This window comes from Mycobacterium sp. 663a-19 (assembly GCF_035616495.1).
Taxonomy (GTDB): Bacteria; Actinomycetota; Actinomycetes; order Mycobacteriales; family Mycobacteriaceae; genus Mycobacterium.
In genome coordinates this window covers 299030-313851 of sequence record NZ_JAPJAV010000005.1, presented here as the reverse complement: position 1 = coordinate 313851, position 14822 = coordinate 299030, and the positions used below count along the sequence as shown (strand labels likewise).

Here is a 14822-nt window from a genome sequence, read left to right as displayed (position 1 = left end):
GCGCTCGCCGGGCGGGGCTGCGTCACCACCAACCGGTGTTGGCCGCGATCTGCAGGCCCAGCTCGTGCGCCATGGACCGCATGTAGGTGGGGGTCAGGTGGTGGGCGCCGTGATAGATCAGCACGTTTCCCTCCACCGGGCGGCAGACGTCGGCGCGGCAGATGGCGTCCGACATGTCGAGCACCTTCAGCAGCGGGAACTGCGCGGTGAAGTCCAGGGTCTGGTTGTGGTCGGACAGCACGTCGGAACGCTTGATCGCGCACGACTGCGCGTTGCCGCCCTTCTTGGCCAGGCAGTCCGCCGGGTCGAACGGCTTCCCGTCCTTGACCAGCCACGGGGTGTCGCGCACCCCGAGGATCGGAATGTTGTTGTCGGACAACGTCTGCCAGATCCCGATGTAGGTGGCTGGCATGACGTCGCCGGTCTTGATGTTCCACGGCCGCGTCGTCGTGGTGAACACGTAGTCGGGGCGGTCGCTGACCAGCTTGCTCATCGTCCGTTGCACCCACTCGCGGCACTGCGGGTAGGGGGCGTTGTTGCCCATGATCAGCGGGACCTGCTCGGTGGACAGCGGGCAGCCCATCTTGAGGTAGGTCACCACCTTGAAGTGGTGCGCGTGGCCGAGCAGGTCCAGCGCGGGCAGCCAGTGCTCGGCGTGCGATCCGCCGGCCAGCGCGATCGTCCGCGTGGCCGCCGCGTCGCCGTAGACGCAGTTGACCACCGTCGGGTTGACGAAGTCGCTGATGCAGCCGTCGCTGGTCGAGACCGGCAGGTCCTGCTTGACCTCCAGGACCGACGGGCGCATCGGCAGCTTGGGCACCCGCACGTGTTCGGTCAGGGCGCGGGCGCCGGGGTAGTCCTGCGGGTTGAGCACGCTGAGCTCCTTGCCCGCGGCGCGCAGCACCGTGACGTGCTGACGCCAGGTGAACGACGTTGCGGTCAGCGCGACGGCCATCAGCACCACCGCCGACCCCAGCGCCATGGTCGGCCGGCCCAGGCGCGCCGGCCATCCGATGGCGGCGGGCGCCGGCGCGGCGGCGCGATTCGGCGTGCGGTAGCGCAGCGGGTCCTCGACGAGCCGGGTGGTCAGGTGCGCCAGCACCCCCGACACCAGCAGGATCGCGGCGCCCTCGACGAAGTTCGCGTGCCGGTGGCCGGTGTAGGACAGCCAGAAGATGAGCAGCGGCCAGTGCCACAGGTACAGCGAGTACGCCATCGCGCCCAGGGCGACCAGCGGCCCGGTCGCCAGCAGCCGATTGGGCAGCGGCATCCGGGTGTCGGGGCGGCTCGTCAAGTTGGCCCCGGCGAGGATCATCAGCATGGTGGCCCCGACGGGCACCAGCGCCCAGGGGCCGGGGAATTCCCTGACGCCGTCGATCAGGGCCCCACACGACACGATCGCCGCCAGCGCGACGACGGCGACGGCGGTGCGCAGCCACATCGGCCAGCGGACGTAGGGCACCAGCGCGCCGAGCAGCGCGCCCAGCAGCAGCTCCCAGGCCCGCGCGAAGCTGTTGTAGTAGGCGATCGACTGGTTGTCCAGGTGGGCGACGATCGCGAAAACGAACGAGGCCGCGGTCAGCGCCGCCAGCAGCACGATGAACAGGGTCCGCAGGTGGGTGCCCAGCCTGCGCCGGAACAGGAACGCGCAGCCGGCCACCAGCAGCAGGAAGGCAATGTAGAACTGGCCCTGCACCGACATCGACCAGATGTGCTGCAGCGGGCTGACGGCCTCGCCGGCGCGCAGGTAGTCCGACGCGGTGATGGCCAGCTCCCAGTTCTGGTAGTAGCCGAGGCTGGCCAGGCTCTGGTCGGCGAAGGTCTCCCAGCGGGTTTCCGGTTGCACCAAGATGGTGAGCAGTCCGCACCCGGCCAGGACCACGACCAGCGCGGGGACCAGTCGGCGGACCAGCCGGGTGACTTCGGCGACGGGCGACAGCGACACGGCCGGGTTGAGCGCGGCGCGCAGGATCTTGCCGCCGAAGAAGAACCCGGACAGCGCCAGGAAGACGTCCACGCCGCCGGACACTCGTCCGAACCAGACGTGGAACATGGCGACCAGCAAGATCGCGACACCACGCAGGCCGTCGAGGTCGTAGCGGTAGAACCCCGTCGACCGCCCGGCAGGCGCCCCGTCAGCGACCGGGTTCGCGGTGGCGACCGGCGGCGCGGGCTGGGGCGGGGTCTGCATGGTCGACCGCTAATTTACCGAAAACCGCCATCCGCTCCTGACGTGAGCGGGTGGCGGTTGTTCGACCGGGGAGGGACGGGTCGGCTACCTCACGGTGCCGGGGGCCGGCTGCCACGGCGCCTGCTGCGTGGGCAGCTGCTGCGTCGGGGCCTGTTGCGTCGGCAACTGCTGCGTCGGAAGCTGCCCCGGGAACTGTTGCGCTGGCAACTGCTGCCCCGGGAGTTGCTGCACCGACGGCTGCTGGATCGGCGCCTGCTGGACCGGCGCCTGCTGCAGCGGGGCCTGCTGCGTCGGGAGCTGCTGCGTCGGGACCTGCCCGGGCATCTGCTGCATCGGAGCCTGCTGGACCGGGGCCTGCTGCTGCTGCATCGGCGCCCGCTGCACCGGTGCCTGCGGGGCCGGGGTCTGCTGGACCGGCGCCTGTTGCAGCGGGGCCTGCTGGGTCCCCAGCACCCGAACGAGGTAGGGGGCCATGCCGGCGCTGCGCACCGGCGAGACCTGGACGACATCGCCCACCTCGAGCATCTGCCCGTTGCCGAGGTACATCGCCACGCTTTGCGTGCCCTCCGGACCGTAGAAGATCATGTCGCCCTTGCGTGCGTCCTGCGGCAGGACCTTCTGGCCGACGCGGTAAATCGCGCCGGAGGAACGCGGCAGCTTGATCCCCGCGCCGGCGTAGGCGTACTGCATCAGGCCCGAGGCGTCGAAGCCGACGGTGTTGGCGCCCGTGCCGGTGCCGCGGGTGGGGCCGTTGACGCCGCCGCCGGCCCAGGAGAAGGGCACGCCGCGCTGCGACAGGCCGCGCTGGACCACGATGTCGGTGACCTGCTGGTAGTCCATCTGCCGGGTGCCGGGGTCGGCGGCGGCCAGCCCGGCGGTCGCGAGCGGGGCCACCAGCATGGCCAGGCCGACCGCGAAGGCGTAGATGCGTTTCATTTTGGGTTTCCAACCTCTCTGGACTGGGCGGAGCGGTTAACCCGTTGAGTCACACCAGTCACTACAGAAACTTTTACCCCAGAAGTTGCATGCGGAAAATGGCCGAAGGGCCCTAGGCGGGATTATTTGTCGGACCGTGACCGGATGGTGACTGCCGCGTCGAATTCCGCATTCGCCGTTGTGATTTCGGTCTCACTTCGTGCCCGGCCGCAGCACAATTTTCAGTGCCAATAGCGTTGGCTGTAGAGCGTGATCATGGACCCGGCCACGGAGCTGACCGTCAGGACCGCGAGGGCCAACACCGGCCAGAAGGACATGTACCAGCCCTTCAGGAGGGAGACGACGGGCCCGATCACGGCCGCGGCGGCCGCCGCGCCGATGCCGCCCCACACCACCGGGTAGATGTACATGTCGATTCCGTAGGGGACCGGCCCGCAGGTCTCGTCCGCGCACACGTCGGCCAGGAAGCCGTAGAGCCTCGACGGCCAGCTCGTCGCCGTGGCCAGGACGACGAGCAGCGTCAGCAGGGACACGGTGCAGACCACGTCCCACACGGCGAGCCGCAGCCGGATGACCTTCGGCGGCCCGGAGTCGCCCGGCCCGGAGTCGGCGTCGTCGGTGTCAGCGTCGTCGGGCGGTTGCGGCGAAGCCATGCCGTCAGATGCTTCCCGATGGCCGGGGTTTGCGCGACCCGACTGCTTTACGCTCGGTCTCTATGCCTGCGGCGACACCCGGGTTGACGCCCGAGCAAATCACTGCGATCGACGCCGCGCACCTGTGGCACCCCTACAGCACCATCGGCTCCGAGCCGGTGGCGCCCGTCGTGGCCGTCGGTGCCCGCGGCGCCTGGCTGACGCTGATCAGGGACGGCAAGCCGATCGACGTGCTGGACGCGATGAGCTCCTGGTGGACGGCGATTCACGGGCACGGGCACCCGGTGCTGGACGCCGCGCTCAAAGCCCAGCTGGGAACCATGAACCACGTCATGTTCGGCGGGCTGACCCACGAGCCCGCGGCGCGGCTGGCCCGGCTGCTGGTGGACATCACGCCCGCGGGGCTGGAGACGGTGTTCTTCAGCGACTCCGGGTCGGTGTCGGTGGAGGTCGCGGTCAAGATGGCGCTGCAGTACTGGCGCGCCCGCGGCCGGCCCGGCAAGCACCGGCTGATGACCTGGCGCGGCGGCTACCACGGCGACACCTTCACGCCGATGAGCATCTGCGACCCCGACGGCGGCATGCACTCGCTGTGGACCGACATCCTGGCCCGCCAGGTGTTCGCCCCGCAGGTGCCGCGCGACTACGACCCCGCCTACAGCGCCGCGTTCGAGCAACAGCTGGCCGAACACGCCGCCGAGCTGGCGGCCGTCGTCGTCGAACCCGTCGTGCAGGGTGCCGGCGGGATGCGCTTCCACGACCCCCGCTACCTGCGCGACCTGCGCGAGGCCTGCCGCCGCCACGAAGTCCTGCTCGTTTTCGACGAGATCGCGACCGGGTTCGGGCGCACCGGCGAGCTCTTCGCCGCCGACCACGCCGGGGTCAGCCCGGACATCATGTGCGTCGGCAAGGCGCTCACCGGCGGCTACCTCGGCCTGGCCGCCACCCTGTGCAGCACCGACATCGCCCGCACCATCAGCTCCGGTGCCGCGGGCGCGCTGATGCACGGGCCCACCTTCATGGCCAACCCGCTGGCGTGCGCGGTCTCGGTGGCCAGCATCGAGGTGCTGCTCGGCCAGGACTGGCGATCGCGGGTGGCCGAAATCGCCGCCGGGCTGGCCGACGGCCTGCAACCCGCCCGGGCGCTGCCCGGCGTGACCGACGTCCGGGTGTGCGGCGCCATCGGCGTCATCGAGTGCGACCAACCCGTCGACCTTGCCGTCGCCACCCCCGCGGCGCTGGACCACGGCGTCTGGCTGCGCCCGTTCCGCAACCTCATCTACGCGATGCCGCCGTTCGTCTGCGACGCCGACGAGATCGCGCAGATCACCTCGGCGATGGTCGAGGTGGCCGGGCTCGTAGGCTGAGCGTCGATGAGGGCACCGATCGAGACTTCCCCGCTGGCCTGGCTGGACGAGGTGGAGACGCAGCGCCGCGAGGCCGGGCTGCGCCGCTCGCTGCGACCGCGTCCGGCCGTCGCGACCGAGCTGGACCTGGCGTCCAACGACTACCTGGGCCTGTCGCAGCACCCCGACGTCATCGAGGGGGGCGTGCAGGCGCTGCGCATGTGGGGCGCCGGGGCCACGGGCTCGCGCCTGGTCACCGGCGACACCGAACTGCACCAGCAGTTCGAGTCCGAGCTTGCCGAATTCGCCGGCGCCGCATCGGGTTTGCTGTTCTCCTCGGGATACACCGCCAACCTCGGGGCCGTCGTCGGCCTGTCCGGCCCGGGTTCGCTGCTGGTCTCCGACGCGTATTCGCACGCCTCGCTGGTGGACGCGTGCCGGCTGTCGCGGGCGCGGGTGGTGGTGACCCCGCACCGCGACGTCGGCGCCGTGGACGCGGCGCTGGGTTCGCGCGACGAGGAACGCGCCGTCGTCGTCACCGACTCGGTGTTCAGCGCCGACGGCGCGCTGGCCCCCCTGCGGGAGCTGCACGACGCGTGCCGGCGGCACGGCGCGCTGCTCATCGTCGACGAGGCGCACGGCCTGGGCGTGCGCGGCGGCGGGCGCGGGCTGTTGCACGAGCTGGGGCTGGCGGGGGCGCCCGACGTGGTGATGACGACGACGCTGTCCAAGGCGCTGGGCAGCCAGGGCGGCGCGGTCCTCGGGCCGGCGCAGGTGCGTGCCCACCTGATCGACGCGGCCCGCCCGTTCATCTTCGACACCGGCCTGGCCCCAGCCGCCGTCGGCGCCGCGCGGGCCGCGCTGCGCGTGCTGCGGGTCGAGCCGTGGCGGCCGGACGCGGTCCTGCGGCACGCCCGCACGCTGGCGGGGATCTGCGGGGTCGACCAGGCGCCGCAGTCGGCGGTGGTGTCGGTGATTCTCGGCGACCCGGAGGTGGCGCTGGCCGCCGCGACCGCGTGCCTGGATGCCGGCGTGAAGGTGGGCTGCTTCCGGCCCCCGACGGTTCCCGCCGGCACGTCGCGGCTGCGGCTGACCGCGCGCGTGTCGCTGGATGACGCCGAGCTCGAGATCGCGCGCCGGGTGCTGACGGATGTGCTTGCCGTGGCGCGCCGTTGACCGTCCTGGTCGTCACCGGCACCGGCACGGGCGTCGGCAAGACGGTCGTCACCGCGGCGCTGGCGAGTCACGCCCGTCAGGCCGGCATCGACGTCGCGGTGTGCAAGCCGGTCCAGACCGGCACCGCCTGCGGAGACGACGACCTCGCCGAGGTCGCCCGGCTGTCCGGGGTGACCGAACTCGCCGGGCTGGCGCGATACCCGGAGCCCATGGCTCCGGCCGCGGCGGCCGAGCGGGCCGGGATGGCCCTGCCCACCCGCGACGAGGTGCTGCGGCTCATCGGGGCGCTGGACCGTCCGGGGCGGCTGACCCTGGTGGAGGGCGCGGGCGGGCTGCTGGTCGAAGTCGCCGACGCGGGCGTCACCCTGCGTGATGTCGCCGTCGACCTGGGCGCCGCGGCGCTGGTCGCGGTCACCGCGGAGCTGGGCACCCTCAACCACACCGCGCTTACCCTGGAGGCGCTTGCCGCACAAGGTGTTTCGTGCGCCGGGCTGGTGATCGGCAGCTGGCCGGCGCGGCCCGGGCCGGCCGAGGCCTCGAACCTGCCCGCGCTGTCGCGGCTGGCGCCGGTGCGGGCGGCGCTGCCCGCCGGGGCCGGCTCGATGGGCGCCGCGGAATTCGCGGCGATGAGCAAGGCGGCGTTCGACCGCGACTGGGTTGCCACGCTGGTTGGTTGATGGTCCATTCGATCGAGCTGGTCTTCGACCACGACACCGAGGCGGTGATCCGTCGCATCTGGGCCGACCTCGCCGGAGCCGGAATCCCCAGCCAGGCACCGGCCAGCCGCCCGCACGTGACGCTGGCCGTCGCCGAACGCATCGCCGTCGACGTCGACGAGCTGCTGAGGCCGGTCAGCGAACGCCTCCCGCTGGCCGCCGCGATCGGCGCGCCGGTCCTGTTCGGCCGCGCGAACGTCGTCTTCGCGCGCCTCGTGGTGCCGACGACCGAGTTGCTGGCCCTGCACGCCGAGGTGCATCGGCTGTGCCTCCCGCACATGGCGCCCGCGCCGATGGCCAACAGCCTGCCCGGCCAGTGGACCGCCCATGTCACGCTGGCCCGCCGGGTCGGCGGCGGCCAGTTGGGGCGGGCGCTGCGCATCGCGGGCCGCCCGGCGCAGATCGACGGGCGCTTCGTCGGGTTGCGGCGTTGGGACGGCAGCAAGAAGGCCGAGCACCCGATCGGCTGACGCGCCTACCCGCCGAACAGCAGGTACAAACCGGTGAAGGTGTAGCCGACCATCACCAGCATCATCGTCAGCTGCCCGGTGAGTTGATGCCCGGCCGGCAGCAGCCGCAGCGCCCTGTCGTGAGCCGCGATCACCGCCACGATGTGCCCGGTGACCACGCAGGCCACCTTGATGCCGGCCAGCACCGGCGGGTGCGTCGACAACACGTATGCCACGTGAGAGTGCGCCAGCCCCAAGGGGTTCCAGCCGCGGCCGAACGGGTCGGCGAGCGCGATGACGGCCTGCTGCCCGCGCTCCACCAGATAGGACAGGTAGTGCGCGAAGATGTAGCCCACCACGATCGGGATCAGCGAGTGCGCCATCTGGCCGGGCAACGCGCGGCGCTGCGCGCGGTCCACCCCGCCGGTGGCCCGCGCCGCGAGCGAAAACGTCAGCGCGACAACCGAAACGAACACCAGCAGGCCGACGGTCCGCAGGATCGATGACGACAGCGTCGCCGGCACGCCGTGGGCGAGGCGGGCAAGCCGGTCGGCGAAGTTGCGCCACGTCGGCGACGACGAGTAGCTGTCGAACGCCGTCGACCCGAGCAGCACCGCGAGCATCGCGACCACGCCGGGGCGCACCGGCAGCGATGGCAAGTGGTCGAACGGGTTGCCGATGACGATCTTGCCGGTCGACGGCGAGCGGCGAAACGGCGAAAGCCGGGACACCGCAACGCTGTACACGCCGAACGGGTCGACCCTGGCCAGCCAGCGCTGCCCGCACAACCATGCGCCGCCCAGCAACACCACGACATAGGCCAGCAGCCACGATTTCACCCAGGGCAGCGACGCCGAGCTCGGGCTGGCCAGTTCCAGCCACACGAAGGCGAACAGGCCCGCGGCGGCCGGGCGGTAGCCCCAGGCCTCGGGATACGGCAGCCGCGGCCGGCCGACCCGCCCCGGCACGGCCCGCCGCAGCAGCAGGTACACCGTGCGCACCGGCGAGAGCACGCGCCACACCGGCCCGAACGCCAGCGACAGCGCGACCAGCCCGACCCACAGCAACACGTAGAACGCGCCCAGCAGCCCGTTGTCCTGCGTTTGCGGGCCCCATAGCCCGGCCGCCACCACCCACAACGCGAACGCCAGCGCCACGCTCGCGGCCGTCCAGCGCGTGGCGCGGGCGTCGACGAAGGTGGTCAGCGCGGCCGGCAGCGGGCGCCCGGGCGCGTCGGGGTCGAACTTCGGTTGCCGCCACGCGAGCGCGACCAACGCGAACGTGAACGTCAGCGCCCAGGCCGCCCCGACCATCGCGTAGGCGTAGGGGACCGGGAGATCGCTCGAGCCGCCGAGGCCATGCGCCAGCACGGCCGCGCGATCAGCGGTCACGGTTGCACTTGGATGGTCGCGATCGTGCGGTCCAGGTGATGCAGCTCGACCTCCACGTTGCCGGGGACGTCGACGCCGAACCGGAACGTCTGATTCGGCGCGGCCGCGACCTGGAACTTGTGGTCGGGCGTCGAGTGGACGTGCAGCTCGTCGGTGGCGTCGCTGGTCACGTGCAGGGTGATCGGCTGGCGCACCCTGGCCCGCAGCCGGGCGTTGGTCGGCGTGACCTGGCCGTTGGCGATCGTCACGTCGACGTCCAGGCCGGCCGCCGGGGGCGGGCCGGGCGAACCCCCGCACGCGACCAGGCCGCACACCAGCCCCGCCGCCCACGTCGTGATGAGAGTGGCACGAAAGACCATCGCGTTACGCGGCTTTCGGAATCGGGCGTCTCTGCTCGACGGGCTCCGGTTCGGTGAGGTTGTTGTTGATCCGGCCCGCGCCCCAGGTGAGCGCGGCGATCACCGCGAGCGTGAGGAACAGCACCACGATGGAGCCGGCGGTGAACAACCACGCCGGGGCGTTCTGGTCGCGCTCGCGCTGCAGGATCGTGATCTCCTGGACGAACGGCCGGTCGCTCACCGCCAAGGCGGGAACCTCGGGCGCGGGAATGGCGTCGTCGGCCGGTTCCCAGATCGGCACCGCCGTCATCGTGTAGCCGTCCTGAACGCGCAGCAGCGTCTTCCACGATCCCCACACCGGTATCGGCCGGGTGGAGCGGTAGTGGCCCGGGCCGACCTTGTCGAGCCGGTCGATCTGCAGGCCGCGGTTGTTCTCCATGCGGCCCTGCCAGGACAGGATCGTCACCCAATCCGGCTGTGGGCCAACGATATCGGGCCGCGAGAGCTGCACATCGGCCGACACCATGCGCTGCCCGGGGGGACTGGGCTGGTCGGTCAACCTGATGGTGGCGCTGTCTTTGCCCGGCACGACGATGTGCAGCCCGTTGGCCACCGCGCCGCCGATCACCAGCACGGTGACCGCGACGACGGTGATGCCGACGGCCCGGCCGGGCAGGCGCTGGCCGGTGAGCACCATGCCGAACAGCGCCCCGCACATCCCCGTCAGCACCGCGACGGGCACCGCCATGGCCAGGGCCTCGCCCCACATGCTGGCCGGCCAGGGGTAGTGGTACACCGCCGCGATCCACAGCGACTCCAGCCAGAGCCCGACGGTGCCGACGCCCAGGCCGCAGACCGCGCCAAAGGCCAAGGGGCGCTTGAAAAGCGGCGTCAGCGCTACCAGCTCGACCACCACCGCGGGGCCGAGGTACAGCGGGAACCAGTTGATCGGTGCCCCCAGGATGGGCCCGACGAGCAACGCCACGGCGCCCCGCAGCGCGATGGCGAACACGGCGGCCAGGATCGCGGCCCCGCGGCCCATCGTGATGCGGGCGGCGACCGCCGCCAGCGCGGCCGCGGCGGCGATCATCATCGGCTGCAACACCAGGCGGAACTGCTCGACGCCGAAGTCGTATTCGATCTGATAGACCGACAGGCCGATGAACATGCCGCCGAACGACAGGTAGCGCAGGAACCTGATGAACACGCCGTGGTAGACGTTTTCGCCCTCGGCGGCCTCGCCTTCGCGCTCCAGCATCAGCACCGCGAACAACGAAAACCCGGCGCCGCCGATCATCATCAAATGCGTTGGGCCCCATAGGGTGACGTCCTGGCCGAAGATCCGGTGCCAGATGTCGTCGAGCGGGAAGCCGATCATCGCGTACAACCCGCAGCCGGCCATCAGCACGCCGCCGACCGGCGCATACCAGTTCTGCGTGATGCGCACCGCCGCCGGGCCGGGCCTGTCGAACGGCAGCACGACAGCGAGCATCCCACCCATGAAGATGCCGAACAGTCCGATGATGATGAAGTAGTGCGCCGGGTTGGCCAGCGGACCGGGATCGCGGCCGTTGCCGATGTGCCAGCTCACGTCCCAGATGAAACCGAACAGCGCGCAGATGATCGACGTGGTGAACACCAGCACCGGCAGGGCCACCCAATTGGGACGGTGGAACTTCTCGCCCATCTTGTCGGCGATCCGCGTCAGCCAGTCGATGCGATGGCTGCGGTGCGCGTAGCCGACCCACAGCAGCACCGCGGTGATCACCGCCGCGGCGATCGACAGCCCGATCACCTGGTTCAGCCCCGCACCGCGCGCCGGTGCGCCGGCGACAATCGTCAGTTCCGTCGAGTTCATCGTCATATGCCTCCCAACCGCGCCGGGCCGCCCCGGGAGAATTGATCCGACGACCGCTTCTTACTTGGAGGAAAGTTAGCGATCGAATTGATAATGCCCCGATTCAGCGCCCGTCAATCATGCTTTTTGCCGGCCGGGTCGGGTCGCTGGTCGGATCGCTGGTTGGCGTCGTGCGGTGTGCCGCGGCCGGCGCGGCGGTCGCGCAGCGCGATGTACAGCACCACGCCCGCGACGATCACCGCCGGCAGGAACGCCGGCGCGGCCAGCAGCAGGTAGTGGTGGGCCACGTACTCGACGTGCCCGACGTGTTCGACGTGCGGAGTCATCATGCTCGTATACCCAGGGATGGTTCGTGTTCCTCGGCCGTTACCCTACTTTGAACACCTTTTCGTTCAGGCCGCCGTCGACGGCGGGCGTGTCCCGGCGCGCGGGCACGAGAAACAGGCAGGGGAGTACCTGGTGACGCGAGCGGCGACTCGACCGACGGCCGAGACCGGCAACGACGCAGACATCCTGGCGGTGGCCCGCCGGCAGGTGCTGGAGCGCGGTGAGGGGCTCGGCTCCGACCAGGTGCTGCGCGTGTTGCGGCTGCCCGACGACCGGCTCGATGAGCTGCTGGCGCTGGCTCACGAGGTGCGGATGCGCTGGTGCGGCCCCGAGGTCGAGGTCGAGGGCATCATCAGCTTGAAGACCGGCGGTTGCCCCGAGGACTGCCACTTCTGCTCCCAGTCGGGGCTGTTCTCGTCGCCGGTGCGCAGCGCGCGGCTGGACATCCCGAGCCTCGTCGAGGCCGCCAAGCAGACAGCCAAGTCGGGCGCCACGGAATTCTGCATCGTGGCCGCGGTGCGCGGACCCGACGAGCGGCTGATGGCTCAGGTCGCGGCCGGCATCGAGGCGATCCGCAACGAGGTCGAGATCAACATCGCCTGCTCGCTGGGCATGCTGACCGCCGAGCAGGTGGAACAGCTGTCGGCGATGGGCGTGCACCGCTACAACCACAACCTCGAGACGGCGCGCTCGTTCTTCACCAACGTCGTCACCACCCACACGTGGGAGGAGCGCTGGCAGACCCTGTCGATGGTGCGCGACGCGGGCATGGAGGTGTGCTGCGGCGGCATCCTGGGTATGGGGGAGACGCTGGAACAGCGGGCGGAATTCGCCGCCGAGCTCGCCGAGCTGGGGCCCGACGAGGTGCCGCTGAACTTCCTCAACCCGCGGCCGGGCACGCCGTTCGGCGACCTGGAGGTGCTGCCGGTCAGCGAGGCGCTGAAGTCGGTGGCCGCGTTCCGGCTGGCGCTGCCGCGCACGATGTTGCGCTTCGCCGGCGGCCGCGAGATCACCCTGGGCGACCTGGGCGCCAAGAAGGGCATCCTGGGCGGCATCAACGCCGTGATCGTCGGCAACTACCTGACCACGCTGGGCCGCCCGGCCGAGGCCGACCTGGAACTGCTCGACGACCTGCAGATGCCCATCAAGGCGCTCAATGCCAGCTTGTAAGACACTGGAACCGTGGTTGGAGATCTGGGCGCTCCGGTGAGCGCCGGTGTGTACAACGTCTACACCGGGGAGTTGGGGGGCACGGTGTCACCGGCGGCGGCCCAGTTGGGCCTCGAGCCTCCCCGGTTCTGCGCCGAGTGCGGGCGCCGGATGGTGGTGCAGGTGCGCCCCGACGGCTGGCGGGCGCGCTGCTCGCGCCACGGCGCGGTGGACTCGGCCGACTTGGAGGCACAGCGGTGACCGAACCTTCCGGACCTTCCGGCGCCCCGCGGCGTGCGCGCGCGAAAGTCATTGCGGCGCTGGGATTTTCGGCGGTCGGGGTGCTGATCGGCGCCCTGTGGGCGTGGATCGCCCCGCCGATCCACGTGGTGGTGGCGATCACCCGCGCGGGTGATCGGGTGCACGACTACCTGGGCAGCGAATCCGAGCACTTCTTCAACGCGCCGTGCCTGATGCTGGGTCTGCTGACGGTGGTGGCGGTCGTCGCGCCGGTGTGGGCGTGGCAGCGGCGCGAGCGCCGGGGGCCCGGGATGGTCGCCGGCCTGTCGGTCGGCATGGTCGTCGTCGCCGCGGCCGCCACGGCGGTGGGGGCGCTCGGGGTCCTGCTGCGCTACGGGGCGGTGAACTTCGACGCCGTGCCGCTGTTCGGAAAGCCCGCGGTGGCCTACGTCGTTCAGGCGCCGCCGGTGTTCTTCGGTCCGGGACCGCTGCAGGTGGTGCTCACCCTGCTGTGGCCCGCGGGCGTGGCCGCCCTGGTGTACGCGGTGCTCGCGGCCGGGAGCGCGCGCGACGACCTGGGGGCCCTGCCGGTCGCCGAGGGCTCGTCCTCCACGCTGCCGATGGAGCCGGAGGCCCCGGTCTCACACGGGTCTGTGGGGCCCTAGAGCGGCCGGTGGCGAATCTTGCGGCCGGTGATGACCTTGGCGGCGATCGTGACCAGGCGCACCATCCCGGCGTAGGTCATCGGGTTGAACGCCGTCGGCCACACGGTCCGGATGAGGTGGTCGCTCAGCGGGCGGCGGGCGAACCGGTCGGTGAGCCAGCGCAGCGTCATCGGGGCGGACAGCGGGTGCAGCAGCATGTGCTCGTTGAACGCGTCGCGGTGGTAGCTGACCTCGGCGCCGCCGGCCGAATACGCGTCGGCCAGCGCATCGATGTCGTTGACGTCGATCAGGTAGTCGTGCACGGCCTGCACGATCAGGACCGGCGGGGTCGGCACCACCGCGCCCAACTTGATGGTCTGGAAGACGTGCGTGATCTCCGGCGTGGACAGGATGTCCTCGAGCGGCTCGTCGAGGTAGTCGCCCATGTTCTTGCCGGCCATCCGCAGGACCGCCTCCGCGGTCGTCATCGTCTTCAGCGAGTCCAGCAGGGCGCGCCCCTCGTCGTTGGTGTGCTCCTTGATCACCCGGTCCAGGTCGGGGTAGACGTGCGTCAGCGCGGCCACCACCAGCGCGGGCAGCCCGGCGAAGAACTTGCCGTTGAGGCGGCGGAAGGTGTTGCCCAGGTCGCCGACGGGCGAGCCCAGCACCGCCCCGACGATGTCCAGCTCGGGCGCGTAGTCGCCGCACATCTCGGCGGCCCAGGCGCTGGCCAGGCCGCCGCCGGAGTAGCCCCACAGTCCGATGGGCGCCGACGGGGACAACCCGAGGCGCTCGGAGCTCAGCGCGGCCCTGATTCCGTCGAGGATGCGATACCCCGGCTCGTACGGCGCGCCCCAGGTGCCTCCGAGGCCCTCGTGGTCGGGCACCGAGACCGCCCAGCCCTCGGCGACGGCGGCGGCGACCAGCAGGAGCTCCAGCTGGGCCAGCGACCCGAGCGCCTTCGCCTTCCTGCGCATCGCGTACGAGGGAAAACAGCGCGACGACACGGCGTCGATCGCGCACTGATACGACAGCAGCGGACAGGTCTGCCCCTCGGCCAGCTCGGCCGGGACGATCACCGTGGTGACCGACGCCTCGGGCTCGCCGTTGAGGTCCATCGTGCGGTACAGCAGCTGGGTGGCCCTGACGGGTTGCGGCACCAGGCCCAGGAACGCCAGCTCGACCTCGCGCGAGCGCAGCACGGTGCCGGGCTCGGCGTGCTGAAACCCGGGCGGCGGCTGGTAGAACGGGTCGTCACAGGGCAGCAGCGGACGCACCTTGCGCTGCAGTTCCTCGTGCGGTGGCCGACCGATCCACTCGGCGCCGCGCACACCCGCCAGATTGCCGAGCTCAACCATTGAGGATCCCTTCTTGGCCAACCGGCATTCTTGCGCATGAACGCCCGGTA

14 protein-coding genes and 1 pseudogene are annotated in these 14822 nt (G+C 71.1%); 7 read left to right on the top strand and 8 right to left on the bottom strand.

Annotated elements, in window-relative coordinates:
• Positions 1-22 precede the first annotated feature (22 nt).
• The 3 genes and pseudogenes from OQ968_RS11810 to OQ968_RS11800 form a co-directional block, all read right to left on the bottom strand.
• Entirely contained in the window at positions 23-2191 is a 2169-nt protein-coding gene (locus OQ968_RS11810) for an acyltransferase family protein (protein ID WP_324677882.1), read from the bottom strand.
• Positions 2192-2425: 234 nt separating this feature from the next.
• Positions 2426-3127 (bottom strand): annotated as a pseudogene (gene ripD / locus OQ968_RS11805) (NlpC/P60 family peptidoglycan-binding protein RipD); the annotation flags it as partial.
• A gap of 221 nt (positions 3128-3348) precedes the next feature.
• On the bottom strand, positions 3349-3780 hold the full coding sequence (locus tag OQ968_RS11800; RefSeq protein ID WP_324677879.1) for a hypothetical protein: 432 nt from the start codon (positions 3778-3780) through the stop codon (positions 3349-3351).
• A 62-nt stretch (positions 3781-3842) separates the two neighbouring features.
• Here OQ968_RS11800 and OQ968_RS11795 point away from each other — a divergent pair, with 62 nt between their 5' ends.
• Genes OQ968_RS11795 through OQ968_RS11780 form a run of 4 tightly spaced genes read left to right on the top strand, consistent with a single transcriptional unit; the run spans position 3843 to position 7488 of the window.
• The gene (locus OQ968_RS11795) at positions 3843-5147 is read left to right on the top strand and encodes an adenosylmethionine--8-amino-7-oxononanoate transaminase (protein ID WP_324677877.1); all 1305 of its coding nucleotides are present in this window, start codon (positions 3843-3845) and stop codon (positions 5145-5147) included.
• A gap of 6 nt (positions 5148-5153) precedes the next feature.
• Positions 5154-6302, top strand: coding sequence for an 8-amino-7-oxononanoate synthase (locus OQ968_RS11790; RefSeq protein WP_324677875.1), 1149 nt, complete (start codon positions 5154-5156; stop codon positions 6300-6302).
• Complete coding sequence (bioD, locus tag OQ968_RS11785; protein ID WP_324677873.1) at positions 6299-6979, top strand: dethiobiotin synthase; 681 nt, start codon at positions 6299-6301, stop codon at positions 6977-6979. Before OQ968_RS11790 ends, bioD begins: the two co-directional genes overlap by 4 nt.
• Positions 6979-7488, top strand: coding sequence for a 2'-5' RNA ligase family protein (locus OQ968_RS11780; RefSeq protein ID WP_324678026.1), 510 nt, complete (start codon positions 6979-6981; stop codon positions 7486-7488). Before bioD ends, OQ968_RS11780 begins: the two co-directional genes overlap by 1 nt.
• A 5-nt stretch (positions 7489-7493) precedes the next feature.
• Here OQ968_RS11780 and OQ968_RS11775 read toward each other — a convergent pair whose 3' ends face one another.
• The 4 genes from OQ968_RS11775 to OQ968_RS11760 all read right to left on the bottom strand — a co-directional run bounded on the left by OQ968_RS11775 (position 7494) and on the right by OQ968_RS11760 (position 11380).
• Positions 7494-8858, bottom strand: coding sequence for a hypothetical protein (locus tag OQ968_RS11775; RefSeq protein WP_324677871.1), 1365 nt, complete (start codon positions 8856-8858; stop codon positions 7494-7496).
• A complete protein-coding gene (locus OQ968_RS11770; protein WP_324677869.1) occupies positions 8855-9217 on the bottom strand; it encodes a hypothetical protein in 363 nt (120 codons plus the stop codon). The genes OQ968_RS11775 and OQ968_RS11770 overlap by 4 nt, the downstream gene beginning before the upstream one ends.
• Before the next feature lie 4 nt (positions 9218-9221).
• Positions 9222-11060, bottom strand: coding sequence for a hypothetical protein (locus tag OQ968_RS11765; protein WP_324677867.1), 1839 nt, complete (start codon positions 11058-11060; stop codon positions 9222-9224).
• A 107-nt stretch (positions 11061-11167) separates the two neighbouring features.
• Positions 11168-11380 (bottom strand): hypothetical protein, encoded by a 213-nt coding sequence (locus tag OQ968_RS11760; RefSeq protein ID WP_420715893.1) that lies wholly within the window; start codon positions 11378-11380, stop codon positions 11168-11170.
• A gap of 133 nt (positions 11381-11513) precedes the next feature.
• Between OQ968_RS11760 and bioB the strand changes: the two genes are divergently transcribed.
• Genes bioB through OQ968_RS11745 form a run of 3 tightly spaced genes read left to right on the top strand, consistent with a single transcriptional unit; the run spans position 11514 to position 13435 of the window.
• A complete protein-coding gene (gene bioB / locus OQ968_RS11755) occupies positions 11514-12551 on the top strand; it encodes a biotin synthase BioB (protein ID WP_324677863.1) in 1038 nt (345 codons plus the stop codon).
• A 12-nt stretch (positions 12552-12563) separates the two neighbouring features.
• Complete coding sequence (locus OQ968_RS11750) at positions 12564-12791, top strand: hypothetical protein (RefSeq protein WP_324677862.1); 228 nt, start codon at positions 12564-12566, stop codon at positions 12789-12791.
• Entirely contained in the window at positions 12788-13435 is a 648-nt protein-coding gene (locus OQ968_RS11745; RefSeq protein ID WP_420715892.1) for a DUF2567 domain-containing protein, read from the top strand. The genes OQ968_RS11750 and OQ968_RS11745 overlap by 4 nt, the downstream gene beginning before the upstream one ends.
• Here OQ968_RS11745 and OQ968_RS11740 read toward each other — a convergent pair.
• Positions 13432-14772 (bottom strand): lipase family protein, encoded by a 1341-nt coding sequence (locus OQ968_RS11740; protein ID WP_324677860.1) that lies wholly within the window; start codon positions 14770-14772, stop codon positions 13432-13434. The genes OQ968_RS11745 and OQ968_RS11740 overlap by 4 nt on opposite strands.
• Positions 14773-14822: the final 50 nt, after the last annotated feature.